Annotated in this window: 22 protein-coding genes and 1 tRNA gene; 14 read left to right on the top strand and 9 right to left on the bottom strand. The window is 61.2% G+C overall.

Going from position 1 to position 21,668, the window contains the following annotated elements; all coding sequences use genetic code 11:
- Positions 1-81: 81 nt before the first annotated feature.
- From infB to M1E12_RS19875, 9 genes are all read left to right on the top strand, one after another.
- Positions 82-2,736 carry a translation initiation factor IF-2 gene (gene infB / locus M1E12_RS19915; protein ID WP_479563022.1) on the top strand — a complete coding sequence of 885 codons (2,655 nt, stop codon included), beginning with the start codon at positions 82-84 and terminating at the stop codon, positions 2,734-2,736.
- Between the two features lie 41 nt (positions 2,737-2,777).
- Positions 2,778-3,170, top strand: coding sequence for a hypothetical protein (locus tag M1E12_RS19910; protein ID WP_479563021.1), 393 nt, complete (start codon positions 2,778-2,780; stop codon positions 3,168-3,170).
- Positions 3,167-3,571, top strand: a complete 405-nt coding sequence (rbfA, locus tag M1E12_RS19905; RefSeq protein ID WP_113458152.1) for a 30S ribosome-binding factor RbfA — start codon at positions 3,167-3,169, stop codon at positions 3,569-3,571. The genes M1E12_RS19910 and rbfA overlap by 4 nt, the downstream gene beginning before the upstream one ends.
- Positions 3,572-3,585: 14 nt before the next feature.
- Positions 3,586-4,515 carry a tRNA pseudouridine(55) synthase TruB gene (gene truB / locus M1E12_RS19900; RefSeq protein WP_479563020.1) on the top strand — a complete coding sequence of 310 codons (930 nt, stop codon included), beginning with the start codon at positions 3,586-3,588 and terminating at the stop codon, positions 4,513-4,515.
- 150 nt (positions 4,516-4,665) lie between these two features.
- Positions 4,666-4,935 (top strand): 30S ribosomal protein S15, encoded by a 270-nt coding sequence (rpsO, locus tag M1E12_RS19895; protein ID WP_113458150.1) that lies wholly within the window; start codon positions 4,666-4,668, stop codon positions 4,933-4,935.
- A 314-nt stretch (positions 4,936-5,249) separates the two neighbouring features.
- The gene (gene pnp / locus M1E12_RS19890) at positions 5,250-7,394 is read left to right on the top strand and encodes a polyribonucleotide nucleotidyltransferase (RefSeq protein WP_136539852.1); all 2,145 of its coding nucleotides are present in this window, start codon (positions 5,250-5,252) and stop codon (positions 7,392-7,394) included.
- Positions 7,395-7,469: 75 nt separating this feature from the next.
- Entirely contained in the window at positions 7,470-8,486 is a 1,017-nt protein-coding gene (locus M1E12_RS19885) for a class I SAM-dependent methyltransferase (protein WP_479563019.1), read from the top strand.
- Between the two features lie 114 nt (positions 8,487-8,600).
- Positions 8,601-9,623, top strand: a complete 1,023-nt coding sequence (locus M1E12_RS19880; protein ID WP_479563018.1) for a helix-turn-helix domain-containing protein — start codon at positions 8,601-8,603, stop codon at positions 9,621-9,623.
- A 206-nt stretch (positions 9,624-9,829) separates the two neighbouring features.
- Complete coding sequence (locus M1E12_RS19875) at positions 9,830-10,093, top strand: helix-turn-helix domain-containing protein (RefSeq protein WP_113458146.1); 264 nt, start codon at positions 9,830-9,832, stop codon at positions 10,091-10,093.
- Positions 10,094-10,179: 86 nt separating this feature from the next.
- On the opposite strand, the gene fabB is transcribed toward M1E12_RS19875, so the two are convergent.
- Positions 10,180-11,403 carry a beta-ketoacyl-ACP synthase I gene (gene fabB / locus M1E12_RS19870; RefSeq protein WP_310239742.1) on the bottom strand — a complete coding sequence of 408 codons (1,224 nt, stop codon included), beginning with the start codon at positions 11,401-11,403 and terminating at the stop codon, positions 10,180-10,182.
- A gap of 44 nt (positions 11,404-11,447) precedes the next feature.
- Positions 11,448-11,963: a 3-hydroxyacyl-[acyl-carrier-protein] dehydratase FabA gene (gene fabA / locus M1E12_RS19865; RefSeq protein ID WP_113458144.1), complete on the bottom strand. Its 516-nt coding sequence runs from the start codon at positions 11,961-11,963 to the stop codon at positions 11,448-11,450.
- 303 nt (positions 11,964-12,266) lie between these two features.
- Here fabA and irrA point away from each other — a divergent pair, with 303 nt between their 5' ends.
- Positions 12,267-12,683 carry an iron response transcriptional regulator IrrA gene (irrA, locus tag M1E12_RS19860; RefSeq protein WP_113458143.1) on the top strand — a complete coding sequence of 139 codons (417 nt, stop codon included), beginning with the start codon at positions 12,267-12,269 and terminating at the stop codon, positions 12,681-12,683.
- Between the two features lie 14 nt (positions 12,684-12,697).
- On the opposite strand, the gene M1E12_RS19855 is transcribed toward irrA, so the two are convergent.
- A complete protein-coding gene (locus tag M1E12_RS19855) occupies positions 12,698-13,333 on the bottom strand; it encodes a trimeric intracellular cation channel family protein (RefSeq protein WP_479563017.1) in 636 nt (211 codons plus the stop codon).
- Positions 13,334-13,458: 125 nt separating this feature from the next.
- Here M1E12_RS19855 and M1E12_RS19850 point away from each other — a divergent pair, with 125 nt between their 5' ends.
- The gene (locus M1E12_RS19850) at positions 13,459-13,932 is read left to right on the top strand and encodes a hypothetical protein (protein ID WP_113458141.1); all 474 of its coding nucleotides are present in this window, start codon (positions 13,459-13,461) and stop codon (positions 13,930-13,932) included.
- A gap of 7 nt (positions 13,933-13,939) precedes the next feature.
- Here the strand turns inward: M1E12_RS19850 and M1E12_RS19845 are convergent, their stop codons facing one another.
- Positions 13,940-14,731 (bottom strand): YdcF family protein, encoded by a 792-nt coding sequence (locus M1E12_RS19845; protein WP_479563016.1) that lies wholly within the window; start codon positions 14,729-14,731, stop codon positions 13,940-13,942.
- A gap of 142 nt (positions 14,732-14,873) precedes the next feature.
- Here M1E12_RS19845 and M1E12_RS19840 point away from each other — a divergent pair, with 142 nt between their 5' ends.
- The gene (locus tag M1E12_RS19840; RefSeq protein ID WP_113458139.1) at positions 14,874-15,071 is read left to right on the top strand and encodes a hypothetical protein; all 198 of its coding nucleotides are present in this window, start codon (positions 14,874-14,876) and stop codon (positions 15,069-15,071) included.
- Between the two features lie 27 nt (positions 15,072-15,098).
- Here M1E12_RS19840 and M1E12_RS19835 read toward each other — a convergent pair whose 3' ends face one another.
- The 4 genes from M1E12_RS19835 to M1E12_RS19820 form a co-directional block, all read right to left on the bottom strand.
- The gene (locus M1E12_RS19835; RefSeq protein ID WP_479563015.1) at positions 15,099-15,494 is read right to left on the bottom strand and encodes a PIN-like domain-containing protein; all 396 of its coding nucleotides are present in this window, start codon (positions 15,492-15,494) and stop codon (positions 15,099-15,101) included.
- A complete protein-coding gene (locus M1E12_RS19830; protein WP_479563014.1) occupies positions 15,491-16,177 on the bottom strand; it encodes a hypothetical protein in 687 nt (228 codons plus the stop codon). Before M1E12_RS19830 ends, M1E12_RS19835 begins: the two co-directional genes overlap by 4 nt.
- Before the next feature lie 159 nt (positions 16,178-16,336).
- Positions 16,337-16,412 (bottom strand) — tRNA-Ala (locus tag M1E12_RS19825).
- Positions 16,413-16,566: 154 nt separating this feature from the next.
- Entirely contained in the window at positions 16,567-16,953 is a 387-nt protein-coding gene (locus tag M1E12_RS19820) for a TIGR02300 family protein (RefSeq protein WP_113458138.1), read from the bottom strand.
- Between the two features lie 267 nt (positions 16,954-17,220).
- On the opposite strand from M1E12_RS19820, the gene cmk reads away from it, so the two are divergent.
- Complete coding sequence (gene cmk, locus M1E12_RS19815) at positions 17,221-17,847, top strand: (d)CMP kinase (protein ID WP_479563013.1); 627 nt, start codon at positions 17,221-17,223, stop codon at positions 17,845-17,847.
- Between the two features lie 153 nt (positions 17,848-18,000).
- Positions 18,001-19,704, top strand: a complete 1,704-nt coding sequence (rpsA, locus tag M1E12_RS19810; protein ID WP_113458136.1) for a 30S ribosomal protein S1 — start codon at positions 18,001-18,003, stop codon at positions 19,702-19,704.
- 71 nt (positions 19,705-19,775) lie between these two features.
- On the opposite strand, the gene M1E12_RS19805 is transcribed toward rpsA, so the two are convergent.
- Positions 19,776-21,479: a hypothetical protein gene (locus M1E12_RS19805; RefSeq protein WP_479563012.1), complete on the bottom strand. Its 1,704-nt coding sequence runs from the start codon at positions 21,477-21,479 to the stop codon at positions 19,776-19,778.
- Positions 21,480-21,668 lie beyond the last annotated feature (189 nt).

The following is a 21,668-nucleotide window of genomic DNA, read 5'->3' as shown; positions in this document are numbered from 1 at the left end:
GGCCTCCGTGGTTTAGGACAGTATGTGAACGGCGTGGCCTGATGCTCGGCATCCGGCCCCGCTCGAAGGAACGGGAACGGAATGACCGACAACAAAGACGACAAGACAATCGGCGTGAAAAAGACTCTCACCCTGAAGCCCTCGGGGATGAGCCAGGGTACCGTGCGCCAGGACATGGGGCGCGGCCGTACGAAGTCGGTCGTTGTCGAGACGGTAAAGCGCCGCCCGACCCGCCCACTCGACGAAAAGCCCATTACCCCCATCGCAACACCGGCCGCCCGTGCTCCGGAAGCCCCTGCCCCGCAGGCACAGCGTCCGGCTCCGGCACAGCCGTCGGCTCCGGCCGCACGCGTTCATCAGCCGGCTCCGCAGCCGCAGCGTCCGCAGCCGCCGCGTCAGCCCGAGCGTCCGCGTGGCGCCGTTCTGCACGACCTGTCGGCCGGTGAAATGGAAGCCCGTCGTCGCGCCCTGATCGAAGCTCAGGCCCGCGAAGTCGAAGAAGCCAAGCAGCGCGCCATCGATGAAGAACGCCGCAAGGCAGAAGCCGCGGAAGCCGCCCGTCTGGCCGCCGAAGAGGCTGCCCGCCGTGCACTGGAACCGAAGGTCGAGGCTCCGGCTGAACCCGAGCCGGCCCCGGTTGCTGCTGCTCCGGCAGCGCCTGCGCGTCCCGCCGCTCCTGCAGCGCCGTCGGCTCCGGCGTCTCCGGGCTTTGCCCGTGGCCGCAAGGCAGACGACGAGGACGACGATCGCGGCCCGCCGCGCGGCCTTCCGGGCCGTGGCAAGGTCGCGGCCCCGGCTCCGGCCAAGGTCCCTGCCCGTCCGAAGGCCGAGGAAGATCGCCGTCGCGGCAAGCTGACGGTCACCAGCGCTGCTGTCGACGACGAAGGCGGCGCATCGCGCGGCCGTTCGCTCGCCTCCATGCGCCGTCGCCAGGAGAAGTTCCGCCGCAGCCAGATGCAGGAAACGCGCGAAAAGGTCATGCGCGAGGTCATCCTGCCGGAAACGATCACTATTCAGGAACTGTCGCAGCGCATGTCCGAACGCGCCGTCGACGTCATCAAGTACCTGATGAAGGAAGGTCAGATGATGAAGCCGGGCGACGTCATCGACGCCGACCTCGCTGAAATCATCGCGACCGAATTCGGCCATACCGTGAAGCGCGTTTCGGAATCCGACGTCGAAGAAGGCATCTTCAACGTAAAGGACGACGAAGGCGAACTGGTCACCCGTCCGCCGGTCGTGACCATCATGGGTCACGTCGACCACGGCAAGACCTCTCTGCTCGACGCCATCCGCAAGGCGAATGTCGTAGCCGGTGAAGCCGGTGGCATCACGCAGCATATCGGTGCCTATCAGGTCGAACAGAACGGCCAGAAGATCACCTTCATCGACACCCCCGGCCACGCCGCGTTTACCGCGATGCGTGCCCGCGGCGCCCAGGCGACCGACATCGCGATCCTCGTGGTGGCGGCCGACGACAGCGTGATGCCGCAGACGATCGAATCGATCAACCACGCCAAGGCGGCCAACGTGCCGATCATCGTGGCGATCAACAAGATCGACAAGCATGAGGCAAACCCCGACAAGGTTCGCCAGCAGCTTCTGCAGCACGAAGTCTTCGTCGAATCCATGGGTGGTGAAGTGCTCGACGTCGAGGTTTCGGCGAAGAACAAGCTCAACCTCGACAAGCTGCTCGAAGCCGTGCTTCTGCAGGCCGAAATTCTCGACCTGAAGGCCGACCCGAAGCGTACTGCCGAAGGTACCGTCATCGAAGCGCAGCTCGACCGCGGTCGTGGTGCGGTCGCGACCGTCCTCGTTCAGAAGGGCACGCTGAAGCCCGGCCAGATCATCGTGGCCGGCGATCAGTGGGGCCGTGTCCGCGCGCTCGTCAACGACAAGGGCGAACACGTCAAGGAAGCGGGTCCTGCCATGCCGGTCGAGATCCTCGGCCTGTCGGGTACGCCTGCTGCCGGCGACAAGTTCGCCGTGGTCGAGAACGAGAGCCGTGCTCGCGAGATCTCCGAGTATCGTCAGCGTCTCGCCCGCGACAAGGCTGCGGCCCGCCAGTCGGGTCAGCGCGGTTCGCTCGAGCAGATGATGAGCAAGCTGCAGGATACCGGCTTCAAGGAATTCCCGCTGGTCATCAAGGCCGACGTGCAGGGTTCCGTCGAAGCGATCGTTGCAGCCCTCGAAAAGCTCGGCACCGACGAGGTTCGGGCTCGCATCGTCCATTCGGGTGCCGGCGCGATCACGGAATCGGATATCTCGCTTGCCGAGGCCTCCAACGCCGCGATCATCGGCTTCAACGTCCGTGCCAATGCGCAGGCGCGCACCGCGTCCGAGCGTGCCGGCATCGAGATCCGCTACTACAACATCATCTACGATCTGGTGGATGACGTGAAGTCGGCGATGTCGGGTCTGCTCTCTCCGGAGCGTCGCGAAACCTTCCTCGGCAATGCCGAGATCCTCGAGGTGTTCAACATCACGAAGGTCGGCAAGGTCGCCGGTTGCCGCGTCGTCGAAGGCAAGGTCGAACGTGGTGCAGGCGTGCGCCTGGTGCGCGACAACGTCGTCATCCACGAAGGCAAGCTCAAGACGCTCAAGCGCTTCAAGGACGAAGTCTCGGAAGTGCCGATGGGTCAGGAATGCGGTATGGCCTTCGAAAACTACGAAGACATCCGCGCCGGCGACACGATCGAGTGCTTCCGCGTGGAGCACATCACGCGTACGCTATAACGCTATTGGCTGCCCTTGGCGGTCATACGAACAAACAGACGGTGGCCATCGCCATCGTCTGTTTTCTTTATGCAACGAGTGCGTTTGCGGAAGTCTGCGACAAGGTCGGATGGGATCCATCGGACGGCGTCGCCACAGTCGCAAACGAATTCATCAACAGCGTACGGTGGTCATTCATCCTCGTGCTTGTGGTGACGATCGGCATCCTGAAGGGTTGGCGCTGGTTGGTTTGGCCTATCATGCTGCTCTCACTGGGATTGGTGATACTGGGCCTTTCGGACGATCCCAAAGACGCGACCATGCTTTCCATGGTTGCCGAAGGTTGCCGAACAAGTTGGTCTGGGACCATCATGTCGATCTCCTTCGCAATGCCGCTGGCGATGGGCGCGCTCGTCGCAGTGCTGAAGTCTAAATTGAAGTCAGGAAAACAATGACCAAAGCAACCTCATCGGCACCTTCGCAGCGCATGCTGCGCGTCGGCGAGCAGGTGCGCGCCGCCATCACTCAGGTCCTGCAGCGCGGCGAAGTCCGCGACGACCTGATCGAAAAGACGGTGATTTCGATCTCAGAAGTGCGCATGTCGCCGGACCTGAAGATCGCGACCGCCTATGTGACGCCGCTCGGCGTCAAGGACCATGACAGCGTGATCGCCGCGCTGAACAAGAACGCCAAGTTCATCCGCGGACGGCTGGGCAATCAGCTGCGCCAGATGAAATATATGCCGGAAGTGCGTTTCCGCGACGATACGAGCTTCGACAACTACCAGAAGATCGATGCGCTGCTGCGCTCGCCGGAGGTCCAGCGCGACCTCGGCTCCGATGACGATCAAGACTGAAGAAAAGATCCCAGATGTCCAAACCCCGCAAGCCGAAGGGCCGCCCGATCTCGGGCTGGCTTATCCTTGACAAGCCGGTCGATTTCGGTTCGACCGAAGCCGTCGGCAAGATCAAGTGGCTTTTCAATGCCCAGAAGGCCGGCCATGCCGGCACGCTCGACCCGCTCGCCTCCGGCATGCTGCCGATCGCGCTCGGCGATGCGACAAAGACCGTCCCTTACGTCATGGACGGTCGCAAGATCTACGAATTCACGGTGACCTGGGGCGAGGAGCGTTCGACGGACGATCTCGAAGGCGAGGTCACGCAGAGCTCGGACCAGCGCCCGAGCGAAGAGGCGATCCGCGCGCTTTTGCCGAACTACACCGGCATCATCAGCCAGATCCCGCCGCAGTTCTCGGCGATCAAGATTGCCGGCGAACGGGCCTACGACCTTGCCCGTGACGGCGAAACGGTCGAAATCCCTTCGCGCGAAGTCGAAATTCACCGCCTGACGCTGCTGAATTGCGAAGCGGACAAGGCGCATTTCGAAGTGGAATGCGGCAAGGGCACCTATGTGCGCTCGCTGGCGCGCGACTTCGGCCGCGAGCTGGGCTGTTATGGCCATATCTCTTCGCTCCGCCGCACCTTCGTGGCGCCCTTCGCCGAGGAAATGATGGTGCCGCTCGCCGAGCTCGTCGCCCTCGAGGCGATCGAAGACCGGGATGCGCGGCTCGAGGCGCTCGACGCCTTCCTGGTCGACACGGCCGAGGCGCTGTCTTCCCTGCCGCAGCTCAGGATCACCGACGACCAGGCACATCGCCTGCGGATGGGCAATCCAATCATCGTGCGTGGCCGGGATGCACCGGTCGCCGAACCGGAAGCCGTCGCGCTTGCCGGCGGCAAGCTGATTGCCATCGGCGAGATCGCTGGCGGCGAATTCCACCCACGCCGCGTCTTCGCCTGACCCTTCCCGCCGCATACTCTTTCCTTTCTTGAGGGAATAGAGTATAGGCGGCGGCAGCTGGCCCTTCGGGTGCCCGCATTCACGGCCAATGCTGGACGACATCCCGGCGTTTGGCGTCTTTTGTTTCCCGTTATCCAGAAAGGATTTCCGATGTCGATCACTGCAGAGCGCAAGGCTGCCCTCATCAAGGAATACGCAACTGCTGAAGGCGACACCGGTTCGCCGGAAGTCCAGGTTGCTATCCTCACCGAGCGGATCAACAACCTGACCGAACACTTCAAGGGTCACAAGAAGGACAACCACTCGCGTCGTGGCCTTCTGACCATGGTTTCGAGCCGCCGTTCGCTTCTCGACTACCTGAAGAAGAAGGACGAAGGCCGTTACACGAAGCTGATCGCCAGCCTCGGCATCCGCCGCTAAGGACTTCCCGGCGGACCTTCCTCGACGAAGGTCCGCCGGTTGCCTTTCCGGGTCAGGCATGAAGACCCGCGACCGGTTCCGCGCGATATTCGCCCGGGACGAACGACAGGCCGGATGGGCCGGATCTGTCGACGACAACCGATGACCTGTCATGGGGCAGGATTGTTGGACGCTTCCGCATCCTCGAGGATGCAATTGCGGCAGACGCCGCGCCAGAAGCCTCCCACTGTCTTGCCCGTGATGCGTCAGCACATTGCAGACCGACCAACCCTGCCTCATCGGCAGGAGGAACGTCCGCATATGAAGGACAAGATATGTTTGACACGCACAGCGTCGAAATCGAGTGGGCAGGCCGCCCGCTGAAGCTGGAAACCGGCAAGATCGCCCGTCAGGCTGATGGTGCCGTTCTCGCGACCTACGGTGAGACCGTGGTTCTCGCCACCGTCGTTTCGGCCAAGGCGCCGAAGCCGGGTCAAGACTTCTTCCCGCTCACCGTCAACTACCAGGAAAAGACCTATGCCGCCGGCAAGATCCCGGGTGGCTATTTCAAGCGCGAAGGCCGTCCGTCGGAAAACGAAACGCTGGTTTCGCGCCTGATCGACCGTCCGATCCGCCCGCTCTTCCCGGAAGGCTACAAGAACGACACGCAGGTCGTCGTCACCGTCATTCAGCATGACCTCGAGAACAACCCCGATATCCTGTCGATGGTTGCCACCTCGGCCGCGCTCACGCTTTCTGGTGTTCCGTTCATGGGCCCGGTCGGTGGCGCCCGCGTCGGCTACATCAACGGCGAATACGTGCTGAACCCGCATCTCGACGAGATGGACGAGTCGGTTCTCGACCTCGTCGTTGCCGGCACGCAGGACGCCGTTCTGATGGTTGAGTCCGAAGCCAAGGAACTCAACGAAGACATCATGCTCGGCGCCGTCATGTTCGGCCACAAGGGCTTCCAGCCTGTCATCGACGCGATCATCAAGCTCGCTGAAGTGGCTGCCAAGGAGCCGCGCGAATTCGAACCGGAAGATCATTCCGCTCTCGAAGCCGAAATGCTGTCGATCGCCGAGACCGAACTGCGCGCAGCTTACAAGATCACCCAGAAGGCCGATCGTTACGCCGCAGTCGACGCCGTCAAGGCCAAGGTGAAGGCACACTTCTTCCCGGAAGGCGAAGAGCCGAAGTACACGAACGAAGTCGTTGGTGCCGTCTTCAAGCACCTGCAGGCCAAGATTGTTCGCTGGAACATCCTCGACACCAAGAGCCGCATCGACGGTCGTGACCTGTCGACGGTTCGCCCGATCGTATCGGAAGTCGGAATCCTGCCGCGCACGCACGGTTCGGCCCTCTTCACCCGCGGCGAGACCCAGGCGATCGTTGTCGCCACGCTCGGCACCGGCGAAGACGAGCAGTATGTCGACAGCCTGACCGGCATGTACAAGGAACGCTTCCTGCTGCACTACAACTTCCCGCCCTACTCGGTCGGTGAAACGGGCCGCATGGGTTCTCCGGGCCGTCGCGAAATCGGTCACGGCAAGCTCGCCTGGCGCGCCATCCGTCCGATGCTGCCGTCGGCTGAACAGTTCCCCTACACGCTGCGCGTCGTCTCCGAGATCACCGAGTCGAACGGCTCGTCCTCGATGGCCACCGTTTGCGGCACCTCGCTCGCTCTCATGGACGCCGGCGTTCCGCTGGCCAAGCCGGTTGCCGGTATCGCCATGGGCCTGATCCTCGAAGGCGAACGTTATGCCGTTCTCTCCGACATCCTGGGTGACGAAGACCACCTCGGCGACATGGACTTCAAGGTCGCGGGTACTGCCGACGGCATCACCTCGCTGCAGATGGACATCAAGATCGCCGGTATCACCGAAGAGATCATGAAGGTCGCTCTTGCCCAGGCCCAGGGCGGCCGCAAGCACATCCTCGGCGAAATGGCGAACGCCCTTTCGGAAAGCCGTGGCCAGCTCGGCGAATTTGCTCCGCGCATCGAAGTGATGAACATCCCGGTCGACAAAATCCGTGAAGTCATCGGTTCGGGCGGCAAGGTCATCCGCGAAATCGTCGAAAAGACCGGCGCCAAGATCAACATCGAAGACGACGGCACCGTGAAGATCGCATCGTCTTCCGGCAAGGAAATCGAAGCGGCCCGCAAGTGGATCCACTCGATCGTCGCCGAGCCGGAAGTTGGCGTGATCTACGAAGGTACTGTTGTGAAGACCGCCGACTTCGGCGCCTTCGTCAACTTCTTCGGTTCGCGTGACGGCCTCGTGCACATCTCGCAGCTCGCCTCCGAGCGCGTTGCCAAGACCTCCGACGTCGTCAAGGAAGGCGACAAGGTCTGGGTCAAGCTGATGGGCTTTGACGAGCGCGGCAAGGTTCGCCTGTCGATGAAGGTCGTCGACCAGACCACCGGCCAGGAAATTGTTGCCGAGAAGAAGAAGGAAGACGGCGAAGCCGCTGAATAAGCGGTCGTCGTACCCGATCCGAGGCGCGGGAGAATTCCCGCGCCTTTTTTGTTCGCCGAGAGAGAAGACCGAGCCATGAGCCGCGAGACCCTGAAGACCCTGTTCCACCCTTTCGTGACGGAAGCTGTCGCCTTGCCGGAAGCCGGGAGCCGCTATCTCTTCCTCGGTGCGGAAGCCGGCTTTGCGAAACCGGAGGGCTTTGCCGCCGACCTCACCGTGGTGCAGGATTTCCGCCCGGAATTCCGGCGTCTCGAGGCAAGCCATCTGCAGCCGGTTCCAACGGTGGACGGCGATGGGTATGACGGCGCGCTGATCCTGTGCGGCAAGCACAAGGGGGTCAACGAGGATCGCGTTGCCGAGGCGCTTCAGCGCGTCAAAGCAGGCGGGATCGTTCTGATTGCCGGCGCGAAGGAAGACGGGATCGTGTCCCTGCGCAAGCAGCTCGATCGCCTTGGTCTGGAGCCTCAATCCACGCCGAAATACCACGGTGTCGCCGTCTGGTTCACCGTGCCTTCGGAGGTCGCTTCGCTGGTTTCGGTGCTGGCTGCGAAGCCCGTGATGGTCGATGGTCGCTTTGAAACGCGCTCCGGTCTCTTCTCGCATGCCCATGCCGACGAGGGTTCCGAGCTGCTCGCCAGCCGGTTGCCGACGAATTTCGACGGCAATGCCGCGGATTTCGGCGCAGGCTGGGGCTATCTCTCGGTCATGCTGGCCGAGGCTGCGCCGCGCACCAACCGCATCGATCTTTTCGAGGCGAGCCACGAGGCGCTGGAGCACGCCAAGCGCAACCTCGCGAAGAACTGCCCCGACCTGACGGCGCGTTTCTTCTGGCAGGATCTCGGCACTGAGCCGCCGAAGGAAAAATACGATCTCGTCATCATGAACCCGCCATTCCACGAGGGACATGCCGCAGAACCGTCCATCGGCGCGGCCATGATCAAGGCGGCGGGCGAGTCGCTGCGTGGCGGTGGCGATCTGTTGATGGTCGCAAACCGCGGCCTGCCCTACGAGCCGGTGCTGGCACAGCATTTCAAGCAGCATGGCGAAGTCTGCCGCAATGCCCGCTTCAAGGTGCTTTGGGCCAAGCGCTGACGCGCACGATCGTGAACGGCGGGGCCGAGGCTTGCCTTATTGCGGCCTCGACTCTGGGCCGCCATTGACTTAGCATCTGACGCCATCAGCTTCACTTCTGGCGCCAGCGGTCTCATGCCTCCTCGGAATCTCACCGATGAATTGACCACCGTGGCCGGCCTCGCCTCGGCGGTGGTCGAGCATGCCCAATCCTATGGCATCGATATAAAACCCATCTGCAAGGCGCTGGAGATCAATCCCGACGTTTTCCAGAGCCTTACCGCCCGGATCAGTCTGGACCGCCTGTGCCGGCTTCTGGAGGCCTGCGCGCTGCTGGCCGATGATGAAGCCTTCGCACTCACCAGCGTGCCAAGATACGAGGCAGGATCGACCGGCCCCTTCGGCTATGGCCTGATGGCAGCGCCGACCGGCCTCGACTTCGTGCGCTTCCTCGACGACCACATCCAGTATGCGACCCATACCAGCTATTCGCGGCTGACACTCGACGAGAGCGGTGGCCATCTCGCCTGGACGTTCGCGCCTGTCATCGTGAAGCGGGACCAGTATGTCGATATGTCCGTCGGCCTTGTGATGCAGCGGGCCAAGGTCTTTGCAGGCGCGGAAGGGGTCGAGATCGAACTGGAGCGCCCTGCCCCGCGCAATCCGCAGCCGTTCCGGCAATTGTTGGCGCGTCGGCTGCGGTTTGGGGCGCGGATGAATTCGGTCCATTTTCCGCGTGGCTTCCTCGAAGCACAAAACCCGACGGGCGACCGCCGGCTGTTCGAACTCATGGATCTGCAGTGCCGCAGCCTGCGTCCCGCGCTGCCGGAAAAAGCTGCCGACTTCATGGACCAGGTGCGGCGTTATCTGCTGCTGCATGTCTCCGACGAAGAGTTTCCGCTCTCGGCCATCGCACCGCATTTCGGCATGTCCGAGCGGACATTCCAGCGGCGGCTGGCCGCCCAAGGGACCAGCCTCAATGAATTGCGCGACGGGATCCGCAAGGAGGTGAGCTTCAACCTCCTGACCGAGAGCGAGCTGCCGATCTCCGAGATCTGCTACCGGCTCGGCTATTCCGCCCCGAGCGCCTTCACTCGATCCGTGACGCGCTGGTTCGGTTCGACACCGACCGAGGTGCGCGAGCGGAAATCGGCTTGAGACTTTGGTGAGGTTGACAGGGAGCGGATGATCGTCCCTAATGCGTTATCCGACCAGCTCGCACGTTGTCGCTGCCGCTGTTTTAGCGCCTGCGGATAAAACTTTGTCGCCCGCGGTCAACGACCTTCCGATATCCTCAATGGTATGAGCGCCGCCTGACGACATGGCGAGGCCATGACGCTTTTCTCCTTGCGGCAAAGATCATCATGAAAACCGATACCATGCGGGCAATCGGACAAGAGCCGAGTTTCTCCGCGCTTACAGATCGTGAAATCCGCTGTCTCCAGCTCGTCGCTGAAGGCAAGCGGTCAGAAGAAGCAGCGAATGTTCTGGTGTTGTCGCGCGAAGAGGTGAACCAGGCGCTTGTGAGTGCCCAGGAAAAGCTGGAAGCCAGCAACCTGATGCATGCGGTGAGCCTCGCCATGCTGATCGGCGTTATCGATCATACCGACCCCCATCAACCGAAGTAAGCCGTACTCCCACGGCTGGCGGACCACTTCGGATGAATGCCTGGCGCGGCAACGCGCCAGGCTTTTTTGTTTCAAGCGTCTGCCGATCAGCCGTTGTGGCGCTGGAAGACGAGCGTGGCGTTGGTGCCGCCGAAGCCGAAGGAATTGGACAGCACGGTATCGATCTTGGCGTTGTCGATGCGCTTGCGCACGACCGGCACACCTTCGAACTCCGGATCGAGCTCGGTGATGTGGGCGCTCTCGCCGATGAACTTCTCCTGCATCATCAGCAAACCGTAGATCGATTCCTGCACGCCTGCCGCACCGAGCGAATGGCCGGTGAGCGACTTGGTCGACTGAATGTGGGGGATCTTGTCGCCGAAGACTTCGCGGATCGCGCCGATTTCCTTCGAATCACCCACCGGGGTCGAAGTGCCGTGGGTGTTGATGTAATCGACATCGCCGGTGACGGTGGAGAGTGCCTGACGCATGCAGCGGATCGCGCCTTCGCCCGAGGGAGCCACCATGTCGTAGCCGTCGGAGGTCGCGCCGTAGCCGACGACTTCGGCATAGATCTTGGCGCCGCGGGCCTTGGCATGCTCCAGCTCTTCCAGAACCAGAACGCCGGCACCACCAGCAATGACGAAGCCGTCACGGGAGACGTCATAGGCACGCGAGGCCGTTGCAGGCGTGTCGTTGTATTTCGACGACATGGCGCCCATGGCATCGAAGAGGCTCGACATCGACCAGTCGAGATCCTCGTGGCCGCCGGCAAAGACCATGTCCTGCTTGCCCCACTGGATCATCTCATAGGCATTGCCGATGCAATGCGCCGAGGTCGAGCAGGCGGACGAGATCGAGTAGTTGACGCCGTGCAGCTTGAACCAGGTGGCAAGCGTGGCAGAGGCCGTCGACGACATGGCCTTCGGAACCGCGAACGGACCGATGCGCTTCGGGCTGTTGTTCTGGCGGACGATATCGGCCGCTTCGACGATCTGACGGGTAGACGGACCACCGGAGCCCATGATGATGCCGACGCGCTCATTCTGCTGGTAGTCGCCTTCTTCGAGGCCAGCGTCGGCAATCGCCTGCTTCATCGCCACATGGTTCCAGGCGCCGCCCTGCGACAGGAAGCGCATGGCACGGCGGTCGACCAGATCGGTCGGGTCCAGGTTGGGCTTGCCCCAGACCTGGCACTTGAAGCCGTGTTCGGCGAAATCGGGAGAAAAGGTGATGCCCGACTTGGCATCGCGCAGCGACGCCGTGACTTCGGCGGCATCGGCACCGATGGAGGACACGATGCCAAGACCTGTTACTACAACCCGTCTCATCTCTCAGACCTTCTATATGAACTTCAGGTGCGGACCGGGCCGGTTCAGGCCGTCTTGTCCTTCGACAGACCGACGCGCAGGTCGGTTGCCTGATAGATAGTTTCGCCATCGGCCTTCAGCCAGCCGTCTGCCGTACCAAGTACGAGGCGACCGCGCATGACGCGCTTGAAGTCGATGCCATATTCGAGAAGCTTGGTCTCGGGGCGCACCATGCCCTTGAACTTCACTTCGCCCGTGGAAAGCGCCATGCCGCGGCCCGGCTCGCCGAGCCAGCCGAGGAAGAAGCCGGTCAACTGCCACATGCCGTCGAGGCCGAGGCAGCCCGGCATGATGGGGTTGCCCTGGAAATGGCAGGGGAAATACCAGTCATCGGGACGAACGTCGTATTCCGCGCGGATATAGCCCTTGTCGAAGGCGCCGCCGGTTTCGGAAATGTCGGTGATGCGGTGTACCATCAGCATCGGCGGCAGGGGGAGCTGCGCATTGCCCTCGCCGAAGAGTTCACCGCGGCCGCAAGCGAGGATTTCGTCGTAATTATAGCTGGATTGTCTCGTAACCATTGTTCTTCTTCTTCCCCCCTCTGCTTCACTTATCCGGGACCCAATAGAGCAAGACGGTGGCAAATTGAAGCCCCACAGGCGATCCGCCGGTTCCCTGAGGCCTGATCGGCCTCATCCTCATAGCATCGTCGCATACAGGAAGGAAAAGAGCATCACCAGACCCGCGGCGTCAAAAACCGCCGAACAGCAGGCGGCTGAGGGCTTCTGCCCACCGCAACTATTGAATCCGCCTGATTTTGCAGTTATATCGACACTTGTGGATGCGCCTGCATGACACGCAATGACTGGAGTGCGTCTTTGACGATGGCAACCTGCCAAACGGGTATCGAACTGAAACTGCGCCGCTCGGGCCTTCGCCCGACGAAGCAGCGCATTGCGCTGGCCGGACTTCTGTTCGCCAAGGGTGATCGCCACCTGACCGTGGAAGAGCTGCACGAAGAGGCGATGGCCGCCGATTTCCCGGTTTCGCTCGCCACTGTCTACAACACGCTGCACCAGTTCACCGAAGCCGGCCTGATCCGCGTTCTCGCGGTTGAAAGCTCGAAGACCTATTTCGACACGAATGTCTCCGACCACCATCACTTCTTCGTTGAAGGTGAGAACAAGGTGCTGGACATTCCGGTGAACAATATCAGCATCGACAATCTGCCGCCCGCGCCGGAAGGCATGGAAATCGCACACGTCGATGTGGTGATCCGTCTGCGCCCCAAGCAGGGCTGAGGCTCCATCTTCCCTTACATGACTTCGTCCGGATGCCGACCAGGCTTGTGCTTGTAGGTCGGGAACGTCCAGCCGAAATGCAGAGCGCCGCCCCGGATGATGAAGGCTGCCAAAGCGCCAATGGCCGAGGCCGCATAAAGCGGCGCGCCAAATTCATTGGCCGCCGTGAAGACTGCAGCGCCGACAAGGCAGGCCGTGATGTAGATTTCCGGGCGCAACAGCACCGAGGGTTCATTGGCGAGAAGATCGCGCAGGACGCCTCCCAGGCTTGCGGTCAAGGTGCCGGTGACGATCGCGATGGTCGGCGAACCCGTGGCCGCCAGCCCCTTTGCCGCACCCATCACGCAGTAAGCCGACAATCCGATGGCATCGAGCCAGATCAGCAGGCGATAGCGCGATTCTACGAGATGCGCCGTGAAGAAGACGAGAACGCCAATCGCGCAGCAAATCAGGATGTAATCCGGGTTCAGGACCCAGAAAACCGGTACCCTTCCGAGAACGATGTCACGGACCGTACCGCCACCGAGTCCCGTGACGACGGCGAAGAACAGAAAGCCGATCATGTCCAGCTGCTTGCGCGACGCCGCCAGCGCGCCGGTCGCGGCAAACAGGGCGATCCCCGCATAGTCGAGATATGACAGGAGCGACATGACTTCTTCCCTCGTTGCAGGCTTGGCGCCGGCCAGATTTGCAGCATGCCGTTAAGGGTGAGGCAAGACGCTGGCGCTAGACTTACGCCTCGTTCAGCACAGAATGCGATCTGGAGTCCATCCCCGTGACTTTCTTCTTGCGTCTCTTCCTCGTCGTTGCGACCGGCCTGGCGACCGCGCCCGCCGTTGCCCAGCAGGAATTGCTGAGCGACCCCGAGATTTACGAGAAGAACCACTACGCAGAGCGCTGCGACACCGTGCAATATGGCAGCGGCTTCATCGACCGCATCGACATCAACAATGACGGCATCAAGGACGCGGTGACCAACAGCAGCGAGATCGTCTGCGACGGCGTACGCGGCCCGGACTGCACGGCGGAAGGCTGCCCCTTCAACTTCTACCTCCAGGTGAAGGAAGGCGGCTACTTCATGATCGCCACGGCGCAGATGTACTCCTATGATTTCATCAAGCGCTTCGGCAACATGGTCTTCGTGCTCAAGATGCACCCGCGCTATTGCGAGCGGGAAGAAGGCCAGGAGCCCTGTGCGATGACGGTGCGCGTGCGCGGCACGAAATTCCTGACGATCTCGAAGAAGTGACCCCGCCTCACGGCGCCGGGAAGACCGCATCGATGCGGCCCATCAATCTGTAAGCCACCAATCCGACCCATTCGCGAATCGCTGTCGACATCTGCTGGGAATTCAGCGTCGGCTGGGTGAAATCGAGTGCGAAGGAGATGTTGCCCGCCGTGCGGTAATCGACCGGCCAGGGCGTGATCTCGACGCCTGCCTTGCGAAACAGCCCGACGGAACGCGGCATGTGGAAGGCCGAGGTGATCAGCAGGCATTGGCCAAGATCGTTCGAGGCGAGCAGTTCACGGCTGTTTTGCGCATTCTCGTCGGTGTTTCTCGATGTCGTCTCGGCGATCAGCCGGTCGCGGGAGATTCCGAAGGCTTCGAAGAAGCGGATCGAGGCTGCTGCATCGCCTTCATAGATGCCGCTCAGGGAGCCGTCCCCGCCGGACACGAGGATCTTTGCCTCAGGATATCGGATGGCGAGACGCAGTGCCTCGACGAATCGATCCCCCGCCTGATTGAGATCCATCCCGCCCCGTGCCGTGGTGACTTCCGTCTCGAAGGCACCGCCGAGCACGATCATGCAGGCAAGCTCAGGCGGGTCTCCGGCTGGCCGGGGAAACCGGGCCTCGAGTGTCTGGAGGAGGAAAGACCCGAGCGTCGTATAGAGCGTGAGAAAGAGAACGACGAGGGCGAAGGACAGGGCTGCGGCCGCCAGGCGCAGGTGCTTGAGGCCGATCAGCAGAAGGGCGAAGGCCGCGAACAGGAACACCAGCGACAGCGGCTGGACCAGGTTCCAGAACACCTTGGAAACAAAGAACAACGGGCATTCTCCCTGCCCGGTTCTCCCGGGCCATCTCTCATGCCGGCCTCAGCGAGAGGAGACCAGCTTCGCTCAAGGAGGCGTTACTAAACCCTCGTGCCACTGTCATCCTTTGCCTTGTGAATTTTTCGGGAGGAACCCCATGCGATTTGCCATCGATACCGTGGACGACTCCGGCAATGACCGCCTTTACATCGGCACTCCGCTCCATGTCAGCGAGGACAAGCTGCATCTGAAGCTGCGCGACGGCGAGGTGAAGCTCGACATCCGCAAGATCATCGACTGGTTCCAGATCGACCTGTCGGAAAGCGGCGAGCGGGTGGAACTGTTTCAGCGGTGAGAGGTGGGCACCATATAGTTATGTTTACTACTTTAACGACGACAGTTTGTTTGATTTAACTGGCAATTCGAACATTGAACCGCCAGACACATTTTTCGATACCGTCTCGATTGTCGGCCATAGAGCAATGAGCCGCTCTGCCTGTTTCATAACTGGCGACTTGTAGAGACCCGGCGACAAAAACATTCCAATTATCTTAGAAGATTGGAAGGCAGTCTTTTCGGCACGATTTCTGGTGATTCGTCTGTCGCCTGAGATGAGCACCCAGCCACCCTCTCCGCTGAGAGCAGCGATTAAATCAACATCCTTGATGTTAGCGGGAAACTTATCCTTCAGCGCCACTATCTCGTACCCGTCGCCCATCAAGGCTTGAAGAGCTCTAGCTATTCTGGGTGAGAGATTGTGGTCGAAAAGAACTTTCACGCAGCCAGCGTTTCCTCGAAAGCTACAGCGTCTCGGACAACTGAGATCGGAACCTCATAAAGCGCAGACACTGCTTTTTCTGATCCCTCAGCGGCAACCGCCTGAGATAAAGTGATCGTCGGAATATTGTAATTTGCTGTAGTGGGCTGTCCAAAAACTAGATCCGGATCGATTACAATTGAGGCCTTTCCTTTGTAAGGCCGCCAACGCTTTACTGCCTCATCTTCGATATCTAGATCCTTGAATGTCCGGTCTATCACCGCTTTGATTGCATACTGCTTATCCTTGAGATCTAGAAGGATCGCATCTCCGGCATCGGTGGCGCTTTCCAGGAATATGGTGCGCCCATCGGTTTGAAACCTACGAGTAGAGAATGGGCGATCATCGTTCACGCATTCTCTAGCATAGTTCAAGCAATGTCTTATGGTCTTCAGGCCGAGTCCAACTCTGATAAACTCTTTGACAAACCGGAGTTCAATAAGATCACGGAAGCCTAGTTCTATATTTGATTCGTATTTGGGGAGCTGCGGAGTCCAGAGCGGCTCGACATGGAACACTTCGCGTCCCTGCCTATAGCTATAGCCACCAAGCCATCTACGCACGTTTCGGACTGGTGTATCCAGCAAACGCGCGGCTTCGATAGCCGAGTAGTAACCAGTACCCAGAGGGGCTTCTTCTCTCATGACGAGCGTCATCCTGTGCGTTGCAGGTTAGGCAAGTATCTACGTCCAGCGAGTGACGTCAACATATCGCTCGAGTTTGCATCAGTTACACGCGGCGAGCGCTAGCGAAATCTGCGCCTATCAAAAGGCTTCATCTCATGACTAAGCGATTGGAAGATTTGGTGGAGCTAAGCGGGATCGAACCGCTGACCTCTTGCATGCCATGCAAGCGCTCTCCCAGCTGAGCTATAGCCCCATCAGGGTACCGGGTTACTTCCGGCTCCGGGAACCCCTTGAAAGCGCTGCTTCCGTCGGGGTGGCGGCTTGATACTTCCGGTAATCGGAGATGGCAAGCCGAAAAATGAAAGCCCGGGCATTTTTTTAGGCCCGGGCTCGAAATCCTTGAAATATCAGACTTCGTCGTCGTCGCCGGTCACGCCGATGAGACCGGACATGTCGTCGTCGTCATCATCTTCGTCGGCTTCCAGGAAGGTATCGTCGTCGTCGCCGTCGATTTCGACGTCGTCGTCGCCCATGTCCGGAATGTCGTCACCGCTGGAGGAATCGTCGGCGTCCTCGAGCGAGACGAGCTCGACATCGGTGTTTTCGGTATCGACTTCCGCGACATCCTCTTCCTCAGCCTTTTCCATGATGGCTGCGACCGAGGTTTCCTCGAAATAGGAAAGCGGCCAGGACTTGCCCGTGTACGGCGACACGATCGGGTCCTTGTTCAGGTCGTAGAATTTCTTGCCGGTGTCGGGGCAAGTGCGTTTCGTTCCAAGTTCTGCCTTTGCCACTGTCAAAGCCTCATGAAGTCGTGAAGAATAAGGGCATACGCCTAGCGCCCGGCGCGAGGCCGGCCAAACTGTAGTCGGTCCCCTTAATCGCTGGCACAGCGTCTGTCAAAGGCAAACTGCGACAGAAAAGGGGTTGATGTTGCGCCACCTCCCCGAGCATGCGGGATGGTGCCGTCAGGGGTCGGCTTCAGCTTCTTGGAGCTTGCTTGGCAAGCGGGGCCAAGCTTTGTATCAGACTGTCACCGCACGCAACGCAAAGAGAGCTTCATGATCATTGCCATCGACGGGCCGGCCGCGGCCGGCAAGGGAACGCTGTCGCGACGGATTGCCGAGACCTATGGTTATCACCACCTCGATACCGGCCTCACCTATCGCGCCACGGCCAAGGCCCTTCTTGATGCCGGGCTGCCGCTCGACGACGAGGCAGTTGCCGAGCGCATGGCACTCGCCGTGGAGCTGGCAGGCCTCGACCGTGACGTGCTGTCTGCCCATGCCATCGGCGAGGCGGCCTCGAAGATCGCGGTCATGCCCTCCGTGCGCCGGGCGCTGGTTGAGGCACAACGGGCGTTTTCGAAGCGCGCACCCGGCACCGTGCTCGACGGTCGCGATATCGGCACCGTCGTCTGCCCCGAGGCCCCGGTGAAGCTTTATGTAACGGCGTCCCCGGAAGTGCGGGCGAAGCGCCGATATGACGAGATCCTGGGCAAGGGCGAGAGCGCCGACTTCGACGCGATTTTCGCCGATGTGAAGAAGCGGGACGAGCGCGACATGGGACGGGCCGACAGCCCCTTGAAACCAGCGGATGACGCGCACTTGCTAGATACTTCCGAAATGAGTATAGAGGCCGCATTCTTGGCGGCGAAGGCATTGATCGACGCTGCCCTGACGAAATGAAGTGACCAGGACCCGGCCAAAGCCGGACCCTGAGGGCCGACATCCAGTCCCCGCGCCGGAATTGCTCTTCAAGAAGAGCGGATCGGTTGCCGGCCAAGATCAACACCAACCCCCGGCGCTCACGCATCCAGATGGATGCGACTAGGAGATTTCATGTCTGTTTCTACCCCGTCGCGCGAGGACTTTGCAGCCCTCCTCGAGGAATCCTTTGCCAAGACCGACCTGGCCGAAGGCTATGTTGCCAAGGGCATCGTCACGGCTATCGAGAAGGACGTCGCGATCGTTGACGTCGGCCTCAAGGTCGAAGGCCGCATCGCGCTGAAGGAATTCGGCGCCCGTGCCAAGGACGGCACGCTCAAGGTCGGCGACGAAGTCGAAGTTTACGTCGAGCGCATCGAAAACGCTCTCGGCGAAGCTGTTCTGTCGCGCGAAAAGGCGCGTCGCGAAGAAAGCTGGATCAAGCTCGAAGCCAAGTTCGAAGCCGGCGAGCGCGTTGAAGGCGTTATCTTCAACCAGGTCAAGGGCGGCTTCACGGTTGACCTCGACGGCGCCGTTGCCTTCCTTCCGCGTTCGCAGGTCGACATCCGTCCGATCCGCGACGTCACCCCGCTGATGCACAACCCGCAGCCCTTCGAAATCCTCAAGATGGACAAGCGTCGCGGCAACATCGTTGTTTCGCGTCGTACGGTTCTCGAAGAAAGCCGTGCCGAGCAGCGTTCTGAAATCGTTCAGAACCTCGAAGAAGGCCAGGTTGTTGACGGCGTCGTCAAGAACATCACCGATTACGGTGCGTTCGTTGACCTCGGCGGCATCGACGGCCTGCTGCACGTCACCGACATGGCATGGCGCCGCGTCAACCATCCTTCGGAAATCCTGTCCATCGGCCAGTCGGTCAAGGTTCAGATCATCCGTATCAACCAGGAAACCCACCGCATCTCGCTCGGCATGAAGCAGCTCGAGTCGGATCCGTGGGATGGCATCGCTGCCAAGTACCCGGTTGGCAAGAAGATCTCCGGTACCGTCACGAACATCACCGACTACGGTGCATTCGTCGAGCTGGAGCCGGGCATCGAAGGCCTGATCCACATCTCGGAAATGTCCTGGACGAAGAAGAACGTTCATCCCGGCAAGATCCTTTCGACCACGCAGGACGTCGACGTCGTCGTTCTCGAAGTCGATCCGTCGAAGCGCCGTATCTCGCTCGGTCTCAAGCAGACCCTCGAGAACCCGTGGCAGGCATTTGCCTTCAGCCACCCGGCCGGCACTGAAGTCGAAGGCGAAGTCAAGAACAAGACCGAGTTCGGCCTGTTCATCGGCCTCGAAGGCGACGTCGACGGCATGGTTCACCTCTCGGATCTCGACTGGAACCGTCCGGGCGAACAGGTCATCGAAGAGTACAACAAGGGTGACGTGGTCAAGGCTGTCGTTCTCGACGTCGACGTCGAGAAGGAACGCATCTCGCTCGGCATCAAGCAGCTCGGCAAGGACTCGGTCGGCGATGCCGCCGCTTCCGGCGACCTGCGCAAGAACGCCGTCGTTTCGTGCGAAGTCATCGGCATCAACGATGGCGGCATCGAAGTTAAGCTGGTCAACCACGAGGACATCACGTCCTTCATCCGCCGCAACGACCTGGCCCGCGATCGTGACGATCAGCGTCCGGAACGTTTCTCGGTCGGTCAGGTTGTCGACGCTCGCGTCACCAACTTCTCCAAGAAGGACCGCAAGGTCATGCTGTCGATCAAGGCTCTCGAGATCGCAGAAGAGAAGGAAGCCGTTGCTCAGTTCGGTTCGTCCGACTCGGGCGCTTCGCTCGGCGACATCCTGGGCGCAGCCCTGAAGAACCGCAACAACGACTAATCCTCGCTGTTGAGTGAATGAAAGAACCCGCCGGGAGCAATCCCGGCGGGTTTTCTTTTGAACTACCGGGATCAGGTGAGACCGGCCATCCGGAGATAGAGCTGATGCGCGGGTTCGGTCTGGAGGCCGAAGGGGCGGTCGGTCGGCGACGGCAGGGCGGCTTGCGCGGTGGCGCCCTCTGCGCGCTCTTCGGTGGCGATCGGCGTGTCGGCAGGCACGGCAAGTGCCGCCTCGACTTCATCACTCCCCTCGCCCTCTTCGTCGGCGGGCTCTTCGAAGGGCGCGAGGTCCTGCGCCTCACTGTCCTCGCCACTGTCCTGATCCTGACCCGGTCTTTCCTCCTCCTCTTCGACTTCGCCGATCTCGAAATCGTCTTCGATTAGGTAGGAGATGAAAGGCAGCGGCAGGCCCTCCCGGGACAGGACCGGACGGATCGCAGCCTGCTCCGGCAGCGCCAGTGGTAATGGTACACTGCGTTCTTCAACGGTCTCGCGAGACACGGGATCGAATGGCTGAGAGCCATCGTCCGCCGTTTCGGCGCGCGTGGCCGCAACATCTGCGTCAGTGCCAGGGGCGGCCATCGCCTGTTCCGGAGAACCCGGAAGACTGCCTGCCGGTGTCCCCTGCCTTGTATCAGCGGGCAGCGTCTTCAGTTGCAGGAGCGCCCGGACGAAATCGGTATCCAGGAGCTCCGCAAGCCAGGAGGCCTGCAGCGTCTGCGATGGTTGTCCCGGCGCGGGGATGGTGACTGGAACGAGTGCGGCTGCTGCCCGGCCCTCTGGTGCTGAGGCGTCGCCGGTATCCGCTTGAAGGGGAACGTCGGCTACGGCATTGCGCGGGGCTGCCGGGGCTGCGCCCAGCTTGGCATTGACGGCGGGAGCCTCTGGACGCGCCGGGGCGTCGCCAGGTGCTTGTCTTGAAACACCGTCGCCGCTCATTCTGGCGCTCTCGCGCGCTGCAGCGGACGCAGGGTCTGCCGCGGTTCTTGAACTTCCGGCCGGCTGCTCCTGGCCGGCAAACGATTGAGACGTGGGAATTGCGCTGGTTCTCTGCGAGCGCGCAGCATCTGGTGGAAGCGCCCGCCCCATGGGCGCATCCGGCGAATCGGCATCGGCGTTTCCACCGCCAAGCGTTCGAGCCTCAGTCAGCGGCGCGGCCTGCGACGCCTGTGCCGGCTTTTGATCGGATGTGGGACTACCCGACAATGTTGGACGGCCGCCATCGTTCGCTGCGATGCGCCGCGCTACGGCCGGATCAGTGGCGCGGCTTTCGCCGGCAAGTTCGCGATAGGACGAGATCACGGAGCGCATGGCGCCGTCGCGATCGGTTTGCCGGTAGAGCTCCAGATAAAGCGCCAGGGTGGCGCGTTCCGGCCCGGATGGGCTCGCCATGGCTTCCAGCAATGTTCTGAGCTGCAGACCGGCAAAGGACTGCGCCAGAAGCCGCTGAAGCTTCAGCCGATCGGCCGCTGGTAGGGCCGCGATCCCTTCGATCAACCGGCCCATGTAATCCGAGAGGGTTTCGTCCGTCCGCCGCTCGATCTTGAGCGCCGAGCCCAAGACCTCCGCCAGGGTCGCCAGATTCTGCGACATGCGTTCGGGACCGGACAGCAGCATGATGTTGAGCTGACCCGCAACGGCAGCCTCTTGGGCAAGGACCGGCGCTTGCGGCGTTGCCGTGGCTGTTGCACGGGGCGCAGCCGACTGATCCGAGCGCGCACGCGCCTCTGTCGCTGCGGGATAGGTATTCGTTGACGCAAGGACTGGAGGAAGCATGGGCGACCTCTCCGGTTCTGGTGCCTCTTGTTATGACGCCGGGACAAACTCACGACGACGGCGAGGCTTTGCCAGGATGGGACCTTGCAGCCGGCACCGATCGGCTATCGTCGCTCGATATGGTTAATCAATTGCTAATCGCGACAGGAAGCGAAGAGACACCAGCCTCGCGCATAGATTGGCGTGCAT

Source organism: Rhizobium sp. K33, assembly GCF_056501445.1.
This window is presented reverse-complemented; position numbering and strand designations above follow the sequence as displayed.